23 protein-coding genes are annotated in these 19,151 nt (G+C 46.9%); all 23 read left to right on the forward strand.

What is annotated here, in order from left to right; all coding sequences use genetic code 11:
- Positions 1-26 precede the first annotated feature (26 nt).
- A complete protein-coding gene (locus A5870_RS14165; protein WP_086293561.1) occupies positions 27-1,364 on the forward strand; it encodes a flagellar hook-length control protein FliK in 1,338 nt (445 codons plus the stop codon).
- Positions 1,365-1,376: 12 nt separating this feature from the next.
- Positions 1,377-1,808 (forward strand): flagellar hook capping FlgD N-terminal domain-containing protein, encoded by a 432-nt coding sequence (locus A5870_RS14170; RefSeq protein WP_003129052.1) that lies wholly within the window; start codon positions 1,377-1,379, stop codon positions 1,806-1,808.
- A complete protein-coding gene (locus tag A5870_RS14175) occupies positions 1,805-2,167 on the forward strand; it encodes a flagellar protein (RefSeq protein WP_015508733.1) in 363 nt (120 codons plus the stop codon). The genes A5870_RS14170 and A5870_RS14175 overlap by 4 nt, the downstream gene beginning before the upstream one ends.
- Positions 2,168-2,245: 78 nt before the next feature.
- On the forward strand, positions 2,246-3,142 hold the full coding sequence (locus tag A5870_RS14180; RefSeq protein WP_010748537.1) for a flagellar hook-basal body complex protein: 897 nt from the start codon (positions 2,246-2,248) through the stop codon (positions 3,140-3,142).
- 35 nt (positions 3,143-3,177) lie between these two features.
- On the forward strand, positions 3,178-3,375 hold the full coding sequence (locus A5870_RS14185; protein WP_005226609.1) for a flagellar FlbD family protein: 198 nt from the start codon (positions 3,178-3,180) through the stop codon (positions 3,373-3,375).
- 11 nt (positions 3,376-3,386) lie between these two features.
- Positions 3,387-3,890, forward strand: a complete 504-nt coding sequence (locus tag A5870_RS14190; RefSeq protein WP_086293563.1) for a flagellar basal body-associated FliL family protein — start codon at positions 3,387-3,389, stop codon at positions 3,888-3,890.
- A gap of 14 nt (positions 3,891-3,904) precedes the next feature.
- Positions 3,905-4,270: a flagellar biosynthetic protein FliO gene (locus A5870_RS14195; RefSeq protein WP_005231716.1), complete on the forward strand. Its 366-nt coding sequence runs from the start codon at positions 3,905-3,907 to the stop codon at positions 4,268-4,270.
- Positions 4,267-5,031, forward strand: coding sequence for a flagellar type III secretion system pore protein FliP (fliP, locus tag A5870_RS14200; protein ID WP_086293565.1), 765 nt, complete (start codon positions 4,267-4,269; stop codon positions 5,029-5,031). The genes A5870_RS14195 and fliP overlap by 4 nt, the downstream gene beginning before the upstream one ends.
- Positions 5,032-5,056: 25 nt before the next feature.
- Entirely contained in the window at positions 5,057-5,320 is a 264-nt protein-coding gene (gene fliQ, locus A5870_RS14205) for a flagellar biosynthesis protein FliQ (protein WP_005226613.1), read from the forward strand.
- A 12-nt stretch (positions 5,321-5,332) separates the two neighbouring features.
- Positions 5,333-6,082, forward strand: a complete 750-nt coding sequence (fliR, locus tag A5870_RS14210; RefSeq protein ID WP_086293567.1) for a flagellar biosynthetic protein FliR — start codon at positions 5,333-5,335, stop codon at positions 6,080-6,082.
- A gap of 30 nt (positions 6,083-6,112) precedes the next feature.
- Complete coding sequence (locus tag A5870_RS14215; protein WP_086293569.1) at positions 6,113-7,180, forward strand: EscU/YscU/HrcU family type III secretion system export apparatus switch protein; 1,068 nt, start codon at positions 6,113-6,115, stop codon at positions 7,178-7,180.
- 19 nt (positions 7,181-7,199) lie between these two features.
- The gene (gene flhA, locus A5870_RS14220) at positions 7,200-9,275 is read left to right on the forward strand and encodes a flagellar biosynthesis protein FlhA (protein ID WP_086293571.1); all 2,076 of its coding nucleotides are present in this window, start codon (positions 7,200-7,202) and stop codon (positions 9,273-9,275) included.
- A 30-nt stretch (positions 9,276-9,305) separates the two neighbouring features.
- Positions 9,306-10,013 carry a sigma-70 family RNA polymerase sigma factor gene (locus A5870_RS14225; RefSeq protein ID WP_015508736.1) on the forward strand — a complete coding sequence of 236 codons (708 nt, stop codon included), beginning with the start codon at positions 9,306-9,308 and terminating at the stop codon, positions 10,011-10,013.
- The gene (locus A5870_RS14230) at positions 10,010-10,711 is read left to right on the forward strand and encodes a flagellar hook-basal body protein (RefSeq protein ID WP_086293575.1); all 702 of its coding nucleotides are present in this window, start codon (positions 10,010-10,012) and stop codon (positions 10,709-10,711) included. The genes A5870_RS14225 and A5870_RS14230 overlap by 4 nt, the downstream gene beginning before the upstream one ends.
- 10 nt (positions 10,712-10,721) lie before the next feature.
- On the forward strand, positions 10,722-11,504 hold the full coding sequence (locus A5870_RS17760; protein WP_077453117.1) for a flagellar hook-basal body protein: 783 nt from the start codon (positions 10,722-10,724) through the stop codon (positions 11,502-11,504).
- Between the two features lie 12 nt (positions 11,505-11,516).
- A complete protein-coding gene (locus A5870_RS14240) occupies positions 11,517-12,227 on the forward strand; it encodes a cell division ATP-binding protein FtsE (protein WP_086293577.1) in 711 nt (236 codons plus the stop codon).
- 154 nt (positions 12,228-12,381) lie between these two features.
- Positions 12,382-13,677: a methyl-accepting chemotaxis protein gene (locus A5870_RS14245; RefSeq protein WP_005226627.1), complete on the forward strand. Its 1,296-nt coding sequence runs from the start codon at positions 12,382-12,384 to the stop codon at positions 13,675-13,677.
- Positions 13,678-13,695: 18 nt separating this feature from the next.
- Positions 13,696-14,199 carry a chemotaxis protein CheW gene (locus A5870_RS14250; RefSeq protein ID WP_086293579.1) on the forward strand — a complete coding sequence of 168 codons (504 nt, stop codon included), beginning with the start codon at positions 13,696-13,698 and terminating at the stop codon, positions 14,197-14,199.
- Positions 14,183-14,680, forward strand: a complete 498-nt coding sequence (locus tag A5870_RS14255) for a chemotaxis protein CheD (RefSeq protein WP_005232766.1) — start codon at positions 14,183-14,185, stop codon at positions 14,678-14,680. Before A5870_RS14250 ends, A5870_RS14255 begins: the two co-directional genes overlap by 17 nt.
- 15 nt (positions 14,681-14,695) lie before the next feature.
- Positions 14,696-15,706 carry a protein-glutamate methylesterase/protein-glutamine glutaminase gene (locus A5870_RS14260; RefSeq protein WP_016609024.1) on the forward strand — a complete coding sequence of 337 codons (1,011 nt, stop codon included), beginning with the start codon at positions 14,696-14,698 and terminating at the stop codon, positions 15,704-15,706.
- Positions 15,707-15,711: 5 nt separating this feature from the next.
- Positions 15,712-16,485, forward strand: a complete 774-nt coding sequence (locus A5870_RS14265; protein WP_005226631.1) for a CheR family methyltransferase — start codon at positions 15,712-15,714, stop codon at positions 16,483-16,485.
- Positions 16,486-16,506: 21 nt separating this feature from the next.
- Entirely contained in the window at positions 16,507-18,558 is a 2,052-nt protein-coding gene (locus tag A5870_RS14270; RefSeq protein WP_086293581.1) for a chemotaxis protein CheA, read from the forward strand.
- Positions 18,555-19,142 carry a chemotaxis protein CheC gene (locus A5870_RS14275; protein WP_005226634.1) on the forward strand — a complete coding sequence of 196 codons (588 nt, stop codon included), beginning with the start codon at positions 18,555-18,557 and terminating at the stop codon, positions 19,140-19,142. Before A5870_RS14270 ends, A5870_RS14275 begins: the two co-directional genes overlap by 4 nt.
- Positions 19,143-19,151: the final 9 nt, after the last annotated feature.

A 19,151-nucleotide genomic window follows, 5' to 3' on the forward strand; every position in this document is an offset into this window, starting at 1 on the left:
AAGCATCAGCTGAGAGGAGGTGAACAATGAAAGAGATCACAACAAGTGCCGTAACCGCTGTACCTGTCGGTAGCAAATCAAAAAAGACGGATGCGTCACCAGAAGTCTTCAGTTTGCTGATGCAACAGCTGACAGCTCAAGCAGACAGCAACCTGCCAGCCCCTATCGAACCATCAGGGATGACGGAGCAAACCGCCGCCGCACCAGAAATGGGGGTTGCCAGCAGTATGGAACATCTGCCGCAGGAGCCAGAAATCACTCCAGCAGTCGAACAACCTGCAACGACACAAGCGCCAGGAATGAGCCAGATCAGCCAGGCACCTTTTGCAGGCTTGGTTCAAGAAGCGCCACAGGCATCAATGGCAACGACGGAGCAGAACCAAACGAGCGCCACAGCAACTTTAGCACCAATAGACGTAGCCACCACAGTCATCGACCCCTCCGAGTCTACGCTTGAAGGTCTGGATTTGATGACAAATGACAGAAGTGAAGCCGCAGCACCAACGCTTGAAACGCCTTTGCCAGAAGACTTAGTAAGCGAAGAGCAGTCCACGGCAAAAGGGATCGCGACTTTCAAGGAAATCGATTCAGTAACAAAAGCCGCGATTGCGCAGACGACAGAAGCACAGCGGAAACAGTCCACCGAAGGGACCGCGCAATTGGGCCAAACGGGACCATTAAATCAAGTGTCGCCAGTGACCAACCAAGCGACGGATACGACTAGCACCTTGCAACGCACGAATAAAACAGTCGCCAAAAAAGCGGAAGCTGTTTCTGCACAAGCCATTGCTTCTTCAGCAGTAACTGACAATGAAATGGCGGCACCAGCACTGCAGCTGCTTGATGTTTCTCCCCTTTTGACCAAGCAAGGACCAACGCCAACAAAAGCGAATATGGAACAAGCGGTCCTACCCTTAGCAAAAGCGACTGCCCAACTCGTCCAAACGAGCAGCACGGCAAGCGAGAAAAAAATCACGCTGCAATTCGTTCCCGAAAAATTAGGCACGATCCAGCTTTCCCTAGAAACGAATGCCCAAGGCAGCCGCTTAGAACTGACCGTTCAGCAGCCACAAGCCAAAGAATTATTGCTGTCCATCAAGCATGAGCTAGAGCAAGTTTTGCAAAAGCAAGAGCAGCCGATCCTAGCGATCAAAGAACCTACGTTAGCTTCTGTCCAGCAGGCTAGTTCGCTGGCAAATCAATCCTTTGCCGGCAGTATGATGGCAAGTGACAGTCAGTTAAGCCAACAACGTTTTTTACAGGCCCAAAAAGGACAAAGTAAAAAGCCGTTTCATCAAAGCAATACGGCTGAAGAAGAGCAGCAATTAGCACCGATCGATCATGCGATCAGTATTTTAGTGTAAAGGAGGAGACCTATGGCAGATGAAATTACAGCAGCTGCGGCCGGTATTGCCAATACATCGGCATTAACGCAAACAAAAAAATCTTCAGATATCTCCATGGATGATTTTTTGAAGATCTTAGCCGCATCTATGAGCAACCCATCGATGGGAGGCAGCGATTCTTCTGGTGGTGGTAGCACCGACTATATCTCGCAACTGGTTCAATTTACGACCTTAGAGAGCTTGAATGAATTGAGCGAAACGTTGACGACCTCGGTGATTTTACAGCAACAGCAGCAAGCCTTTAGCTTGATCAATAAACAAGTCACTCTGATGGACGGCACAGAAACATTGTCAGGAACCATCGAAAAAGTCCGCTTTGCCAATGGCTACGCCACGATCGTCGTAAATGGCAAAGAATACAGTATGAGTGCGATCCAAGAGATTGGTGGCGAAGCAAAATGAGTTTGACGATTCAACAGGGGCTGCAAAAAGTTGCCGGGGAGCCTTATCAACATCCCCGCAAAGGCGTGGACAAACAAGCCTTTTCTGCAATGCTTGAACAAAAACAAAGCGACATCAAAGTCTCCCATCATGCGCAAAAGCGTTTGACCGCAAGAGAATTGACCTTACAAGACGATGATTATCAATCCCTTTCAACGGCGCTTAGTGAGCTCGCGGAAAAAGGCAGCAAAGAATCACTGCTCGTGTACAAAGATATGGGCTTGATCGCCGATGTCCATTCACGAACCATCATTACGGCGATGGGGATGAATGAGCTTCACACCGTCACCAATATTGACAGCGCCACATTTATCAAATAGCAGCTGGACTGAAAAGGGGCTGCAAGTATTTTCTGAATGACAGAGGAAAATACGCCAACCATAAGGAGGAAAACAAGCATGTTACGATCATTATATTCAGGTGTCAGTGGAATGAAAAATCTTCAAACGAAAATGGACGTGGTTTCCAATAATATCGCCAACGTCAATACGGTTGGATTCAAATCAAGTCGAGTCCTTTTCCAAGACATGATGAGCCAAACGATGTCTAACGCAACTGCGCCAGGCAATGGCTTAGGCGGGATCAACGCAACGCAGATCGGTTTAGGGGTTCAGACGGGCTCCATCGATACTATCAATACAGTCGGTGCCCCGCAATCGACAGGTCGCAGCATGGATTTTTATATCAGCGGACAGGGCTACTTTATGGTACAAGGACCAGGAGCAAATGGCGAAACCTATTACACACGAGATGGCGCATTCGTGCGCGACAGCAACGGAACCTTGACCAATAGTGATGGGATGCAAGTCTTAGGTCGTTCAGTCAATGGCGGTCAACCAGTTGTCTATGATGACAACTTTGATGAAAACACGGCATTGAGCGGACAAGATGCGGTATCTCCCTTGTCGATCCCAAGCACACTGACAGTCAATGGGGAAACCTTGACCTATAACTCCATGGCGATCGATGCCAATGGCTTAGTGTTGGCAAAATACGGCAATCAAACCTTTGTGATGGGAAAAGTCGGTGTCGCAACCTTCAATAACCCAGAAGGCTTAGAAAAAGTCGGCGGCAACAACTATATCCAAACCAGCAACTCAGGGAATCCGATCGTTGCAGGACCTGGCAACAATGGCGCAGGAACGCTGCAAGCAGGTGCCTTGGAAATGTCCAATGTCGATCTTTCGACAGAATTTACCGAAATGATCATTGCGAGCCGTGCCTATCAAGCAAATTCAAGAAGTATTACGACTTCTGATGAAATGCTGCAAGAATTATTGAATCTAAAACGTTAAGAACGTGACGCTTCACCATTGAGAGGAGTTTGACCATGATTCTAGTGACAGCATTGAATGGCAAGCCATTCTATTTAAATCCAACATTGATTTATCGGATCGAAGAAATGCCGGATACATTGATCACACTGACAGACGGCAAAACATTAGTGGTGACGGAAGCTGCGCAAGAAGTTGCGCAGCGGGTGATCGAGTATCATACGGTGATCCATTCGAACCAAGTGAAAACGTAAGGGTGGGAAAGATGGCAAAAGAAGAAAAAGCACCAAAAGCAGAAAAAGAGAAAAAAGGCTTGAGTATGGTTGTTTTACTGCCGATCCTCTTGATCGTGGTAGTCGGCGGCAGTATCGGCGGGACCTTAGTGACGAATCACTTTTTGACGGGGGAAAAAACAGCAGCTGCTGAAACAGCAAAAGACAGCAGCAAAATCTCCTCAGACGAAGCGATCGTGGCATTGGATGAATTTTTAGTCAATCTGGCCAAAGAAGGCAACCAAGAGCAGCAATACATGAAGGTCAATTTATCGATTTTAGTGGCGGATGAGGAAAAAAGCGCGGAAGCCACGAAAAATGTGGCCGTCATTCGTGACAGCGTCGTAAATTTATTGCGCCAACAAAAGGCCAGCGGTATTTTGAGCTCCGCCGAAAGTGTACCGAACTTAAAAAAAGCATTGAAAGAAACAATTAATCAGGAATACGGATCAGAAATCGCCAAGGATGTTTATGTGACGGATTTAGTGATCCAATAGAAAGAGGCATGTTGATGGAAACATTTTTATCGCTGGTCAAAATGATTGGGTTTTTGCTGCTTATTCTTTATTTGATCAACATCAGTTTGAAATATTTGAATCGTTACACGAACCAGCACAATCACCAGCTGCGTATTTTGCAAAAAATCGCCGTCAGCAAGTCGTCTTCGATCGGGATCGTCCAAATCATGGACAAATGTTATGTCATGAGCTTTTCTGAACAGCAAAACCAAATCATCAAAGAGTTGACGCCAGAAGAAACGGCCGCTTTTTTACAGCAAAGCCTAGAAAGCACCCAAGTGCAAGCTGGCAAAGACTTTTCTGAATGGCTAAACAAAGCCAAGGCGGAAATTGCTGGAAAACGAGGCAAGCAAAAATGAAGAGCAAAGGCAGAAATATCAAGATCATGGCTGCGGTCCTTTTCAGCAGTCTGATGCTTCCGCAGACGGCGTTTGCCTTAGACACGGAAGACGTCAGTTCCACCATCAACAATTTATTGTCGAATGGGAATGGCTCAAGTGATACGATCAATACTTTCTTGTTGCTGACGCTGCTTTCCCTTTTACCAGTCTTGCTGATCATGATGACTTCTTTTACTCGTATCATCATGGTTTTGTCCTTTGTGCGCAGTTCGTTAGGTACACAGCAAAACCCGCCCAATCAAGTGTTGATCGGGTTGGCCTTATTCTTGACATTTTTTATTATGAAACCTGTGTATACCGACGTCTACCAGCAAGCGATTGAACCGTTTGATCGACAAGAGATCAGCCAAGCCGAAGCCTTTGACCGCTCAGAAAAACGGATCAAGGCCTTTATGATGGTACAGACACGGGAAAAAGACATTGCCTTGTTTGCGGAAGCTGATGGGGAGACCGAAAAGTATCATTCTTCTGACGATGTTCCTCTGACCGTTATGGTACCGGCGTTTATTATCAGTGAGTTACGAACGGCTTTCAGTATCGGCTTTTTGATTTTTATCCCCTTTTTGATCATTGATCTGGTCGTCTCTAGTATCTTGATGTCGATGGGGATGATGATGCTGTCGCCGATCATGATCTCACTGCCCTTCAAGATCTTACTTTTTGTTTTAGTGGATGGCTGGTATCTGATCGTGGAGTCGCTGATCAAGAGCTTTCAATAGCCGCTAAGAAAGGAGCCAAGAGGAAATGACAGTAGAAATGGTACTTGATGTGCTAAGGGAAGCCTTTCTTCGAATTCTAGCGATATCTGGCCCCGCCTTATTGGTCGGCATGCTCGTTGGATTGGTGATCAGTATTTTTCAAGCCACTACCCAAATCCAAGAACAAACGTTGAGCTTTGTGCCGAAACTATTAGCGATTTTTTTGACCTTGATCTTGGCGGGGAATTTTATGCTGAATCTCTTGTTGAATTTTACCAAAATGATTTTCAAGATGATTGCGGCAATGTAAGGAGGAAACCTGATGGCGCCGATTCAAGCGACGGTGTTGATTTTTTGTCGAATATTGGCGTTTGTCGTCCTTTGTCCGATCTTCTCACAGCAAAATTTTCCGTCACTGGCAAAAATCGTGATCGGCATGGCGTTGACGGTCCTATGTCTGCCGACGACACCTGCGATTCCCGAGCTTTCCCTCTTTATGCTGACGGTTTTCGTCATCAAGGAAGTACTGTTTGGGATGGCGATGGGCTATTTGAGTCAGCTGGTCTTTACTGGTGTGGAAATTGCGGGTCAACTGATCGACTTTCAAGTAGGCTTTTCGATGGCGCAAGCCTATGATCCGACGTTGCAAATCGCCTCTTCCCAGTATGGCAAAACGTACTATTGGCTGACGATCGCTGTGTTTTTTGGACTTGATCTGCATCATCGACTGATCACAGCATTGCTGTTGTCTTTTCGGATCGTGCCCTTAGGCTCTGTGGTGATCCAAGGAACGACGGTTGAAGGCATCGTCAAACTTTTCAGCCAAATGATGGTGATGGCAGTCAATCTTGCGGCACCAATGATCATTGCGCTGCTGTTGGTGGACCTGGTGCTAGGTGTGATTTCTCGGTCGATTCCCCAGATCAATATTTTGATGATGAGTCTTTCGATGAAAACCGCCATCAGTTTTGTGGTGTTTCTCTTGCTACTACCCAATGTTCTTTCGTACTTAGGCAAACACTTGCCAGATACGGTCCGCTATTTGCAGGAGTTTATCGAGTCCTTTCAATAAAGTAACAGGTAGCCAGCAGGAGGTGAGAAGATGGCAGAAAAAGATGGCAAAACCGAACTACCTAGTGCCAAGCGGCTGCGGGATGCCCGCAAACGCGGGGAGGTCCCTAAGACCCAGGAATTAGCAGCAGCTGTTTCGCTATTGGTCTTCTCGTTTTTGATCCTGTCTTTATGGCAGTTTTTCGCCGCTTCTTTTTTGCCTTATTTTTCCCGAAGTTTGGCGCAGCTGGCTGATTATCAAACCAGTTTGGCGGATCTGCCGAAACTGGGGGTGCAGAGTATCTTGCTGCTGCTTTTGTTGTGTGCGCCCGTCTTTCTGGTCGCGCTCGGAGTCGGGCTTATCACGAATTATGCCCAAGTTGGTCTGTTGTTTTCTGGCAAGGCCGTCAAACCAGACTTTAAAAAACTGAACCCTATCAGCGGGATCAAGCAGCAATTCAGTTTGCGCTCGTTGATGAATTTAGGCAAAACATTGGCGAAATTCGGCGTGATCGTCTACTTGTGCTACCAACAATTTTTAGCCGCCTTCCCTGTTTTACTGGGTTTGAGTGAAGTGGGGTTGGAAAAAACGATCCTGTTCATGCTGCTGCGAGCCAAAGAATTGTTTTTACAGATCTCGATTTTCTTGATCATATTGGCCGTAGTCGACTACGGCTACCAACGCTATAGCCATCGTAAGAACTTGATGATGAGCAAGCAGGAAGTCAAAGAAGAGTTCAAGCAAATGGAAGGTGATCCGCAAGTCAAAGCACAGCGCAAAGCGAAGTACCGTGCGATGACCCAAAATGCCATCGCCAACGTCAAAGAAGCGACGGTTTTGATCACCAATCCTACCCATTTCGCCATTGCGATTCGGTACGATGCCAGCAGTGAAGGGGTGCCGCGGGTCCTAGCCAAAGGAGCAGATCAGCTGGCGCAGCGGATGAAAGCAGAAGCCCTGAAAGAAAATATTCCACAGATCGAAAATCGTGAAGTGGCACGAGCCCTTTATCGCCAAGTAGAACCCGGGGATCTGATCCCTGTTGAGATGTATGAAGCCATTGCCGAAATCATCGCTTTGGTCTATCAGTTAGAAGAAAGCCAACGCGGCAAGATTTAAGGAAACAGGAGGAACAAAAATGAATGAGGCTGCCTCAAAACCGAAAAAAGGCATTGGTCTGGCGGATATCTTAATCTCGGTGATCGTCCTAGCTATTATTGGTTTGATTATTATTCCATTACCGAGTGCACTATTAGATATTCTGATCATTATCAATTTGACGATTGCGATCAACATTTTACTGATCACCCTGTTTACCAAATCAGTATTGGAATTCACTACGTTTCCAACCTTGCTGCTGATCACAACGATGTTTCGTTTAGGTTTGAACCTATCTTCCACTCGGTTGATCTTGACCCAAGGAAATGGCGGACACGTGATCGATGCCTTCGCCAATGTCGTTGCCGGCAGCAATTACATCGTGGGGATCATTTTGTTCGTGATCATCATGGTGGTTCAGCTAGTCGTCGTGACCAATGGTGCAGGGCGTGTCTCCGAGGTAACTGCTCGCTTCACATTAGATGCGATGCCCGGCAAGCAAATGGCGATCGATTCCGACCTAAATGCCGGATTGATCACGGAAGCGGATGCCCGCAGACGACGAAAAGATCTGCAGCGAGAAGCTGATTTCTTTGGTTCGATGGATGGTGCCAGCAAGTTTGTCAAAGGGGATGCGATCGCAGGGATTTTGATCACTGTCATCAATTTAGTCGGTGGGGCGATCATTTTCTCCATGGGCGGACAAATGACCGTCATGGAAGCCTTCGCCCAATTCGGGAAACTGGCGATCGGGGATGGCTTGGTCAGCTCGATTCCCTCTTTATTGATTTCGATTGCTTCTGGGGTGATCGTGACTCGTTCCGATAACGATAGTTCCTTTGGTTTGGATATTGCGGCAGATGTGATGCGTAATCCCCAACTTTTTCGGATCGTGGGGGCGATTCTTTTCGTCTTAGCCTTAGTTCCTGGGTTTCCTTTTGTGCCTTTTGTGTTGATTGGCTTAGGTCTTTTCGCAGCCAGCTTTCTGGTTACGCAAAAAGAAGAAAAGCAGCGAGTGGAACAAAAACAATGGGAACAAAAATTGGCACTGGAACGCAAAAAAGAAGCACAGGAAGAAGACGATTCCGTGGCTTCCTTCCAAGTGGAACCAATCTCAGTGGAAATCGGTTATGGTCTGATCCCTATCGTGGATCGTTCGATCGACAACAGCTTGATGAACCGCATCGTGGCGATCCGTAAACAGAGTGCTAGAGAATTAGGGATCTTAGTCAGTCCCGTTCGTATTCGCGACAATCTCTATTTGGATGCCAACGATTACGTGATCAAGATCCGCGGCAACGAAGTCGGCCGCGGCGATATTTACCCGAATAAAGTCATGGTGATCAGTCCGAATGAAGAGCCGTTTCCTTTTCAAGGAATCGCAACAAAAGAACCAGCCTTTCATCTGGATGCTATGTGGATCGATGAATCCGATAAGGAAATGGCGGATCTGCAAGGGTTTACGATTATCGAGCCGTTGACCGTGATCGCAACACACTTAAAAGAAATCATCTATGCCCATGCACCAGAGCTGTTAGGTCGCCAAGAAGTCAAGAAATTATTGGAGGGCATCAAAGAGCAGTACAATGTCGTGATCGATGAATTGATCCCCGATATCTTGCGGCTCGGCGAGGTCCAAAAAGTTTTGCAAAATTTATTGGATGAACAAATTCCCATCAATGACTTAGCAACGATCTTAGAAACTTTAGCCGATTACGGTGTTGTCACGAAAGACGTAGAAGTTTTGACAGAATATGTTCGCCAAGCACTGAAACGGACGATCGCTGCCAAGTATGCCAATGAGAACCACGAGCTGCAAGTGGCGGTGATCCAGCCGAAACTAGAAGAAATCATCGCTCAAAGTATCCAAAAAACCGCAACTGGCTCGTACCCGGTCTTAAAACCAGATACCGTGACCAAGCTGTTGGATGCCATCAGTGGGATCCAACATGCAGCGATCGCTCAAAATATCAATTTCGTGATTCTGGCATCGCCTAAGATCCGGTTAGCATTTAAAAAAATGATCGTTTTTAATTTTCCAGATATCGCCGTTCTTTCTCTAAATGAGATTCCCAATGAAATTGCGATCGAAACGGTGGGCAGTATTGACATTTAAGCAGAATTTTCTTAGGAAGGGGCATCGCCGATGTATGAAGTCGATCGAGAAGCGGAGATCATCAAGTATCTGCCGCTAGTGGAACGGGTGGTTCAGCGCCTGTCTATCAAAACCGCCGATTATGAATCAGGCGATCTCTACAATATTGGAGTGATTGGGTTGATGGATGCCTTGCGGAAATTCGATCCCTCAAAAAAAGTTCCTTTTGAAAGCTATGCAGCGATTCGCATCAAAGGGGCTATCATTGATGAAGTACGCAAGCACGCCAAAATCTCCCGATACAAAATGGCGGCAGTCAATCAGTTTTATCAAGCACGGCAAGAGTTGGAGCAAAGCCTCAAAAGAGAAGCGACCGACACCGAGATCTGCAAACAGCTGGGAATCAACCAAAGTCAACTAGCGGATATTTATGAGAGTCTGCACTACTTAGCCAGCGTCTCTTTGGAAGATACCTTGTTTGCTTACCAAGAAGAAGGCATGACCTTAAAAGATATGGTTCGAGATCCTGCCGAGAATGTCGAAGATACCTTGGTCGCCGAAGAAAAACGCACCGCTTTGGTGGCGTGTATCAAAAAATTAGGGGAACGGGAACAATTGATTTTAAGTTTGTATTATACCGAGGAACTGACGTTAAAAGAAATCGCTGAAATCTTAGAAGTCTCGATTCCACGAGTTTCACAAATTCATGGCAAAACGATTGCCAAATTGCGCACATTGATTGAGGAGGAACTGGCATGATTCGAGGATTGGATGTCTTATCACGGAACATTTCATTATTACAAAAGCGACAAGAGACGACGAGCGGCAATATTGCTAATGTCAATACAACAGGATATCAAGCAAAAACCTTATTCCAGTCGGCGCTAGATGAAGTGGCATTGCATAATTACCAAAGCGGGCCCAATGCGGATACCCGCCGTGACATTGGTGGATTGTCTTTAGGGACCCAATTGGCAGGCAGTACCATCAGTCAAGATCAAGGCGCCGTCAAACAGACGGGACAAGCCAGCGATTTTGCACTGCTTTCCGAAGGCTACTTTGTCGTTCAAAACAATGCGGGGCAGCGGTTGTATACGAGAAATGGCGACTTTACCGTCAATCAGCAGAATCAATACGTAACACAAGAAGGCTATCTTGTCTTAGGTGCCAATGGACAAGCAGTCAGCGCCTTAGGACCAGCGAACTTTCAGATCCAAACATTCCCCCCAGAAGCATTGACTACAGCTGGTCAAAACTACGTGACTAGCAACGCAGCAGGAACCACGGTGAATGCACCCGTGATCCAGCAAGGTGCCTTAGAACAAGCCAATGTAGCGGTTGCCGATGAAATGGTGGCGATGATCCAGACTTCTCGGGAATTTGAAGCCAATCAGAAAGTCTTGAGTTCAACGAATCAAACATTGCAAAAAGCGGTCAACGAATTAGGAAAGATTTGAGGATGAGTCAATGAATATCAGTGGATTATTAGGAATCAGCCGTTCTGGGTTGAATCATTTGCAGACAAACTTAGACACGACAGCCAACAACATCGCCAACGTCAATACCAATGGCTACCAAGCACAAACGACGCACTTTCAAGCATTGATGGAAAATGCCATCGGTGCAGAAGAAACGCTATTTAATGGCAACGCCGCCCAATATGGTGCGTCAATGGGGGCAAAAGCGACTACGACTACCAGTTTTGCCCAAGGCAATCTGGCGGGCACTGCTCAGCCATTAGATCTCGCGATTCAAGGCAATGGCTTTTTCGGGGTTCGGGACCAAACTGGTCAATTACTGCTGAGTCGAGCAGGCAATTTTCATTTAAGTGAGAACAAGCAATTAGTCAATAGTGAAGGGTACCCTGTGGCAATGACCACAAACGTACCAACCGCGCAGTGGCCAGATGCGCAGCAAATCGCAATAGATGCCAGCGGTCAGTTGACGACGGAAGAAAATGGTCAGACTCGCGTGTTGGGACAGCTGACCCTTTATCAGCCGACGAATACAGAAAACATCACACCAGTGGGCAACCAACTGTACCGTGCCGGTGATCAAGCGTTGCTTACTTCGCAAACCAATCCGGCAGCCTTTGGCAGCGTCTTGCAAGGACAGTTAGAACAGTCGACGGTGGATCTAGCGACGTCCATGACAGACTTGTTAACGACTCAGCGTGCGTATGGATTGAATACGAAAGCCATGCAGACAGCCGATGAGATGTGGTCTGTGATCAATCGTTTTACAGATTAGAGGAGAAAGAACATGATTCGCTTAACCAGGGTCAGTAAAAAATTCAGCAATGGTACGTTGGCATTGGCCGATATTTCTGTTGCGATCCCTCAAGGAGAATTTATCTATGTGGTGGGTCCTAGCGGTGCGGGCAAATCGACCTTATTCAAATTGCTCTTGAAAGAAGAAGAGCTTTCGGCTGGTTCTATCCAAGTCGGCAATGTCTTGTTGGAACAACTCAAAGACCGTCATCTCTATATGGTTCGACGACAAGTCGGTATCGTCGGACAAGAAGACCTTTTGCTTCCTTATCTGACGGTTGCCAAAAACGTCGACTATGCGCTGCAAGTACTAGGCACTCCCCGCAAGATGCGTCAGGAAAAAACCGCCAAAGCACTGCAACTGGTAGGCATGTTTCCTCAAAAGGATCATTATCCCGAGGAGCTTTCCGTGGGACAGCGCAAAAAAGTAGCGATCGCGCGGGCGATCGTCACAGAGCCAGCAGTCTTGATCGCCGATGAGCCCACCGCCAATCTGGATGCGAAATCAGCCGTTGAAGTCATGAAACTACTCTTGCGGATCAATCAAGTCGGTGCCACGATCCTCTTGGCGACCCACGACAGCACGATGGTCAATACGGTCCGTAATCGGGTAGTCGAGCTGCAAAACGGTCGTCTGGTTCGTGATGAATACCAAGGCGGCTATACGCGCTTTGCTGATCCAAAAGATACATATGTCTGGTGAAGATGCTTAACTTTTCTAGCAAAAGATCCGATTAAAGAACTAGAAGATTGTTTTCATAATCGGATAAAGAAGGAGTGACCCAACGATTATCAAGTGAAGAGCGAATCTTGATAAACAGCACGACTGATCATTTTGCATAGGAAAGGATACTGTTATGAAGAAGAAGGTACAAGCTATCATCAAAAAAATCCGTTTGGCGGCGTTGATTCCGCTAGGGTTTACCCTGATCGTATTATTAGGATGCTATTTCTTCGTGATCCGCACCCACGGAGACGGACAAGCAGCAAAAAGTTTCTTTATTTTTTCAGTGATCGTATTGCTGCTAGAAATCGCAGTGTTAGTAGGAATGACCTATTTGGTAAAAAAAGAGACCCACTCGGGCATGGATACGTTGTTGACAGAACTAGAAGCAGTCGGTTCTGGCGATCTGTCGCATATCGATGAGATCGGCAGCAGCGACCAAACTTCCCTTTTTGGGCAAGTTCAAAATCGTTTTCAAGGGGTTTTAAACACCTTCAAAGCGGTGATCGTTGGCATGCACGAAGAAAGCAGCCGAATGGAAAAAATGGTAGGCGGCCTAACGACAACCTCAAAAAATGCCAAAAATTCAATTGAAAATGTGCGTCAGACGATGAATGCCATCGCAGATGCCACTAGTTCACAAGCCTCCGAAGCGGAACAAACCTCCTTTGATATGGACGAGCTAGCCTTAAGTATCGAAGAGATCCACAAAGAGATCGAATTGATGAATGGCTATGTCGGTCAATCCCAAAGCAGCAATGTCCACAATTCAGAAATGATGTTCCATGTATTTGAAAGCTGGGAGATCGAACGGCAAAACCAAGCGGAATTAGTGGAAAGCATGAACGACATGAACGAAGATGTCCAAAGCATCGGTAAGATCGTTCAGCTGATCAATGACATTTCTGATCAGACCAACTTACTGGCATTGAATGCATCTATTGAAGCAGCTCGAGCTGGAGAAGCGGGCCGAGGGTTTGCCATCGTTGCGGAAGAAGTCCGTAGCTTGGCGGAACAAAGCAGTCAATCAACGAAAAGCATTCGTTCGATCATTGAAACGATCCGCAAAAAATCGGAAAAAGTGGTCTCTGCAGTGACGGATTCCTTTGAAAGCGGCGAAAAACAAACCAACAATATCAACAAAGCGATCGAGTCAGCCAATGAGATCTCTGATATTGTCGAAAAATTGGTTTCAAGTATTCAAGCCGTGGAAGCCCATATTACCGGGATCGTTGAGAAAAAAGACATGGTTCAAGTTTCCGTCAGCAACATTTCGGCTGCTGTTTCGGAAACCTCTGCCGGCACCCAAGAAGTAACGGCAAACTTAGAGGACTTCTACTTAGTCATCGAAGACTTTGAGCGGAATGTGCAAGAGATCGAAACGATCGCCACTATCCTTAAATTCCAAGTGGATAGTTTCAAATTCTAAAAAGGAGCAGTGACGCCAATGGAACAATACGTTGTATTTAAAAGTCATCAACAACTCTTTGCCTTGCGTATCGACTATGTGGTACGAGTCATTGAGGCTGCTCCTTTTACCCAGCTGCCAGAAGTGGCGGATTTCGTGCTGGGGATCCAGCCTTTTGAAGAGGCGATGGTGCCGATCATTGACATCCGCAAAAAGCTGTTTGATGAATTTACACCGGAAACTGGGCAAAATGTGGTCTTGTTGTGTCACTGGCAAGAGCAGGCGATCGGCCTTTACGTGGAAGAGATCGTCGGCATTTTACCGCTAGTTGAAAGTCCTAGCAATGCGGAACTAAATACATCAGGACTCAAGCAAAACTATATCGAAGCCTTTCTGAAAAAAGACGATGAACTTGTGTTGGCATTGGAGCTGCCGTTTCTCTTCAGCTATGAACAAGCCGCTGAGATGACGGCGGAGTTAGACGCCTATCAGACAGAGGAATTGGCAGCCGCCAAAGACCATGACAATGATGACCGTGAATGAGGAACTGCATGTGGGGATCTCGGAGTATAAGATCGCCCAAGCGCCAACGCGTTTGATCACGGTGGGTTTAGGTTCTTGCATCGGCACGATCATTTACGATGAAGCCAGTCATATCGGCGGCTTGAGTCATATTATGCTGCCAGATAGTCAGCCTTTTTTGCACAAGCGGGAAATCAAGCCCGAGAAGTTTGCGGATTTGGCATTGCCAGCGATGGTGGCTGAGCTGGAACAAAAGATCCGTCGGCCTCGCTTTCAAGCGAAAATCGTTGGCGGCGCCAATATGTTTCAGTTCCAGACGCTTAACGCTGCCAGCAATATTGGTCAGCGCAATATTGAAGCCGTCGAGGAAGTCTTGGCTCGGCTAAACATTCCGATCGTAGCCAAACATGTTGGCGGCAGCGCTGGTCGAACGATGATCGTAGATCTTCAGGATTTCAAGACCATGGTTCGGCAAGTCAAACAAGAAATCGTTTATTTGTAAAAGGAGTACAGGGACATGAAAAAAGTAATGATCGTCGATGATTCGGCATTCATGCGGAAAGTAGTGACAGATTTATTGAATCAGCTGCCTGATATCGAGGTGACCGTCGCTGCCCGCAATGGCAAACAAGCATTGGACTATCTGACCAAAGAAGCGATCGATTTGGTAGTAATGGATGTGGAGATGCCAGTGATGAACGGATTAGAGACCTTGCGGAGGATGAAACAGCAATCAGCCATTCCCGTCATCATGCTTAGTTCATTAACCAATCAAGAAACCACGATTGAGGCTTTGGCGCTTGGCGCCCGAGATTTTGTGGAAAAACCCGTCAGTCTATCGATGATCGAAAAAGAATGGATCGCTGAATTTCATCAAAAGATTTTGGCGATGGATCATGAAGTCGGTACGGTTCACCCGCCAGTACCAACGATTGCCCAGCCCACTAAGCTGACACAAAACAGCTTGCCGGTATCACTTGATGCGCTAGTCATTGGTGCTTCAACAGGCGGACCACGTGCTTTGCTGGGAATTATTCGCCGTCTGCCTGCACGTTTGCGTTGCCCGATTTTGATCGTTCAGCATATGCCAGCGGGCTTCACGGCTTCCTTTGCAAAACGCTTAGACACAGAGACAACCGTCCGAGTACAAGAAGCAGTCGACGGCATGCGGATCGAAAATCAAGTGTATCTCTGTCCAGGGGATTACCACATGACGGTCCAACAAGGGCACCTGCAGCTGGACCAGCGAGAAAAACGGCATGGGACGCGGCCAACCGTCGATTATCTTTTTTCCTCAGCAGCTGACTACTATGGCCCGCAACTAGCGGCAGTGGTTTTGACGGGGATGGGAAAAGACGGCACCGCTGGCTTACGACAGATCCAAGCGGCTGGGGGCTATACGATCGTTCAAGACAAAGAAACGTGTACAGTCTTTGGGATGCCGCGGTATGCCATTGAACAAGGAGTCGTGGATGAAGTCCTGCCATTGCAGGGCATTGAAGCAAAAATTGCACAGATGGTCAGGTGAAGAAGATGGAAGAAGAATTTGCCTTATTTAATGCGTGGGTGGATCGCCGATTAGGGATTCCCTTAGCCGCATACAAAGAAAATCAAATGCAGCGCCGCATCCTTACGATCATGGAAAACAGCGGGGCAAAAACGTTGAGGGAATACCAGCAATTGATCGAAGGCGATGACGGGGTGCGGGCGGCTTTTTTAGCCCATATCACCATTAACGTAACGGAATTTTATCGCAACAAAGAACTGTTTGACGCTTTTGAACGCGTCTTGAAAACCATTGTTCTCCCGAAAACCACGCTGCCCAAAATTTGGAGTGCCGCATGTTCGATTGGGGCAGAACCCTATACGATCGCGATGCTGCTAGAAAAAAACCAAATTGCCGCAGCCAATGTTTTGGCTACCGATATCGATACGCAAATTTTGGCAAAAGCCAAGCAAGGACTCTATCGAGACCACGAATTGCGGAATGTCTCAGCGGCAGAACGTACCCGTTTTTTTGATGCAAAAGAAAAGAACCAGTTTCAGATCAAACCAGAAATCAAACGGCGGGTTCATTTTAAGCAACACGATCTTTTGAAAGACCCGTACAATGGGCCTTTTGATGTGATCGTTTGCCGCAATGTGACGATTTATTTCAAAAGTGATGCTCGGGATGCCGTCTATCAAAAATTCAGCGATGCATTGGTCCCAGGGGGCATTTTGTTTACGGGAGCGACAGAAACGATCAATTTTGCGGAACAATTCGGCCTCAAGAAAATCGATTCGTTTATCTATCAAAAAGTATAATTTTGTAAAGGAGGGACCCATTTGGATGACAATAGTGTCTATCGTACCCTTTTCTTTGAAGAAACAGACGATCATTTAGCACAGTTGAATGATCATGTCTTGCAATTGGAAAACGATCCAAAAGATAGCGCCTTGCTGAATGATATTTTCCGTTCTGCCCATACCCTTAAAGGGATGGCGGCAACGATGGGCTATGACGTCATGACGCAGCTGACCCATAAAATGGAAAATATTTTTGAGTTATTTAAAACTGGGACCTTGCAAGTGACCCAGCAATCGATCTCATTGATTTTCAAATGTCTGGATCGCCTGTCAGAACTTGTGGAGGACTTGCGGGAAGAACGCGACCTGCAGCCAGCTCAAATTGCCGATTTATTGGCCGAACTTGACCAAACGGAACATTCTGGCGGTATATCAACCGAGACAGAAGTAAGCCAAAACCCCACCGCAGTGGGCGCGTTAACCCCACAGCTTCAACAGATCGATCCTTCTGATCTGTATGTGATCGAGCAAGCGGCTGGAGATGGCTATCAAGCGGTCCAAATTGCTGTTCGCTTAGATGCCCAATCCATGTTAAAAGGTGCTCGTGCCTTCTTGATCATGGAAAAGCTTGGCCAAGCAGGGGATGTTCTTTATACAGAACCAGATGCCCAAACACTCGAAGAAGGCACCTTTGAATCAGATTTTTCACTGCTGTATTTGACGCAGCAAACACTGGCTGATGTCGAGCAAAACATCGCCAGCAATAGTGAGATCGAAGCCTTCGTGGTGGCACCGTTTGATCCATCAGCCGCTGTGTTGGAGGAGGCAGAAGAGCTGCTTCAACCAGTGCCGACCCCAGAGTCAGAGACTTCTGCTCTTCAACAAGCGACAACAGAAACGAAAGAAAAATCGCCGGCGCCCGCGCATCATGCGTCCGCCCAAAATCAATCGATCCGAGTCGACTTGAATCGCTTAGATTCATTCTTGGATCTCGTGTCCGAATTGGTGGTCTATCGCAATCAATTGGAAGATGTCAGTGAGCGGGAAAACATCGAAGCAGTCAAAGACCCCTTAGAGCAAGTTTCGCGATTGACCTCTGAGCTGCAAGATTTGGTCTTGCGGATCCGCATGCAGCAAGTCAATGTCGTCTTTAGTCGCTTTCCACGAATGGTTCGGGACTTATCCAATGAACTGCAAAAGGAAATGGAACTTGTCATTTTTGGGGAAGAAACGGAATTGGATAAAACAGTGGTTTCTGAGTTGAGCGAACCTCTGGTCCATCTGTTACGTAATTCTGTCGATCACGGCATCGAAGCACCCGATGTTCGGGAAAAACTGGGCAAACCGCGCAAGGGCACGATTCGCTTGGCGGCCTATCAAGAAGGCAATCGCGTGATCATTACTTTAGAGGATGATGGCAAAGGCCTTGATCCGCAAGTAATCAAAGCAAGTGCTGAAAAGAAAGGCTTAGCAACGGAAGGCCTTTCCGATGAAGCGTTGCAGCAGCTGATTTTCCATCCTGGTTTTTCAACGGCGCAAGAAGTGACCAATATTTCTGGGCGCGGTGTCGGGATGGATGCTGTGCAATCGAAGATCACCCAATTAGGGGGCACGATCGAAATGAAGAGTCAGCCAAATAAAGGCACGCAGTTTGTGATCAAATTGCCATTGACTCTGTCGATCATTCAAGCGTTGATGGTTCGCGTCGGAGCAGAAACCTTTGCGATCCCATTAAATCTCGTCGAACGCGTGGTGATGGTCAAAGAAGAAGAGATCATCCAGACGGTCTCAGATGAAGTCTATCGTTTTCAAGAGGAGTTGATTCCCTTGGTTCGGACCGATCAACTCTTAGCGATCGAAGGCGATCCATCTGAGAAAAAATTCGCCATCATTGTCAACAATGACCAGCAGTTTCACGGCATTTTGGCAGATGAGCTGATCGGTCAACAAGAAATCGTCATCAAGAAAATCGATCCATTGCTGCAAAAGCTGAATCGCTATCAAGGAGCAACGATTATGGGCAACGGCTCGATCGCACTGATCCTAGACATTCATGCCATCTGTCAGGAAAAAAAGGATGACCGCTTATGAGCTATACAGCGCTGCAGATCGATGGCCTAAAAGAACTGATCAATATCGGCGGTGGTCACGCTGCGACGAGTTTATCAAAGCTCGTCCAACAACCGATCGACATGCGGGTACCGGAAGTCGAGATTCTAGCGTATGAGGACCTGTATCAGCAGATCATGGCGGAAGACAAAGAAGTCCATGTGGTGATGAGCCAGATCGAAGGGGCGTTTCGAGGGATCTTCTTGTTTGTCTTAACGGATGAATCCGCCGCAAAATTGCGTCAGTTGATGATCCAAGAAAGCGATCCGTCAGAAGAGTTGAAGCAATCGGTCATCAATGAGTTGACCAACATCCTTACCAATTCTTTTTTGATCGCGATCGGGCAACTGTTGGAAACCCAGCTGAGTGCGTCTTTACCAAGCGCCAGCTATGATTTCTTTGGCGCAGCGATCAGCTCCATCTATTTGGCGATGGCTCAGTATGATGAGCAGGTGATGGTGATTCGTAATGAGTTCGTCTACGCCAAAGAAACATTAGAGGCATCGTTATTTTTGATTCCAGAAATCGGTGTACTAGAAAACATATTTGATTCATTAGGAATTTGAAAGGGGCAA

Source organism: Enterococcus sp. 2G9_DIV0600 (assembly GCF_002140615.1).
Classification (GTDB): Bacteria; Bacillota; Bacilli; order Lactobacillales; family Enterococcaceae; genus Enterococcus_D; species Enterococcus_D innesii.

Coding starts and splice junctions, on each gene's coding strand:
- A5870_RS14265 (WP_005226631.1), top strand. CDS start 15,712: ATGGAAGAAGAATTTGCCTTATTTAATGCGTGGGTGGATCGCCGATTA.
- fliP (WP_086293565.1), top strand. CDS start 4,267: ATGAAGAGCAAAGGCAGAAATATCAAGATCATGGCTGCGGTCCTTTTC.
- A5870_RS14215 (WP_086293569.1), top strand. CDS start 6,113: ATGGCAGAAAAAGATGGCAAAACCGAACTACCTAGTGCCAAGCGGCTG.
- A5870_RS14255 (WP_005232766.1), top strand. CDS start 14,183: ATGATGACCGTGAATGAGGAACTGCATGTGGGGATCTCGGAGTATAAG.
- A5870_RS14185 (WP_005226609.1), top strand. CDS start 3,178: ATGATTCTAGTGACAGCATTGAATGGCAAGCCATTCTATTTAAATCCA.
- A5870_RS14180 (WP_010748537.1), top strand. CDS start 2,246: ATGTTACGATCATTATATTCAGGTGTCAGTGGAATGAAAAATCTTCAA.
- A5870_RS14275 (WP_005226634.1), top strand. CDS start 18,555: ATGAGCTATACAGCGCTGCAGATCGATGGCCTAAAAGAACTGATCAAT.
- A5870_RS14245 (WP_005226627.1), top strand. CDS start 12,382: ATGAAGAAGAAGGTACAAGCTATCATCAAAAAAATCCGTTTGGCGGCG.
- A5870_RS14225 (WP_015508736.1), top strand. CDS start 9,306: ATGTATGAAGTCGATCGAGAAGCGGAGATCATCAAGTATCTGCCGCTA.
- fliR (WP_086293567.1), top strand. CDS start 5,333: ATGGCGCCGATTCAAGCGACGGTGTTGATTTTTTGTCGAATATTGGCG.
- A5870_RS14170 (WP_003129052.1), top strand. CDS start 1,377: ATGGCAGATGAAATTACAGCAGCTGCGGCCGGTATTGCCAATACATCG.
- A5870_RS14260 (WP_016609024.1), top strand. CDS start 14,696: ATGAAAAAAGTAATGATCGTCGATGATTCGGCATTCATGCGGAAAGTA.
- flhA (WP_086293571.1), top strand. CDS start 7,200: ATGAATGAGGCTGCCTCAAAACCGAAAAAAGGCATTGGTCTGGCGGAT.
- A5870_RS14190 (WP_086293563.1), top strand. CDS start 3,387: ATGGCAAAAGAAGAAAAAGCACCAAAAGCAGAAAAAGAGAAAAAAGGC.
- A5870_RS14175 (WP_015508733.1), top strand. CDS start 1,805: ATGAGTTTGACGATTCAACAGGGGCTGCAAAAAGTTGCCGGGGAGCCT.
- A5870_RS14195 (WP_005231716.1), top strand. CDS start 3,905: ATGGAAACATTTTTATCGCTGGTCAAAATGATTGGGTTTTTGCTGCTT.
- A5870_RS17760 (WP_077453117.1), top strand. CDS start 10,722: ATGAATATCAGTGGATTATTAGGAATCAGCCGTTCTGGGTTGAATCAT.
- A5870_RS14165 (WP_086293561.1), top strand. CDS start 27: ATGAAAGAGATCACAACAAGTGCCGTAACCGCTGTACCTGTCGGTAGC.
- A5870_RS14240 (WP_086293577.1), top strand. CDS start 11,517: ATGATTCGCTTAACCAGGGTCAGTAAAAAATTCAGCAATGGTACGTTG.
- A5870_RS14230 (WP_086293575.1), top strand. CDS start 10,010: ATGATTCGAGGATTGGATGTCTTATCACGGAACATTTCATTATTACAA.
- A5870_RS14250 (WP_086293579.1), top strand. CDS start 13,696: ATGGAACAATACGTTGTATTTAAAAGTCATCAACAACTCTTTGCCTTG.
- fliQ (WP_005226613.1), top strand. CDS start 5,057: ATGACAGTAGAAATGGTACTTGATGTGCTAAGGGAAGCCTTTCTTCGA.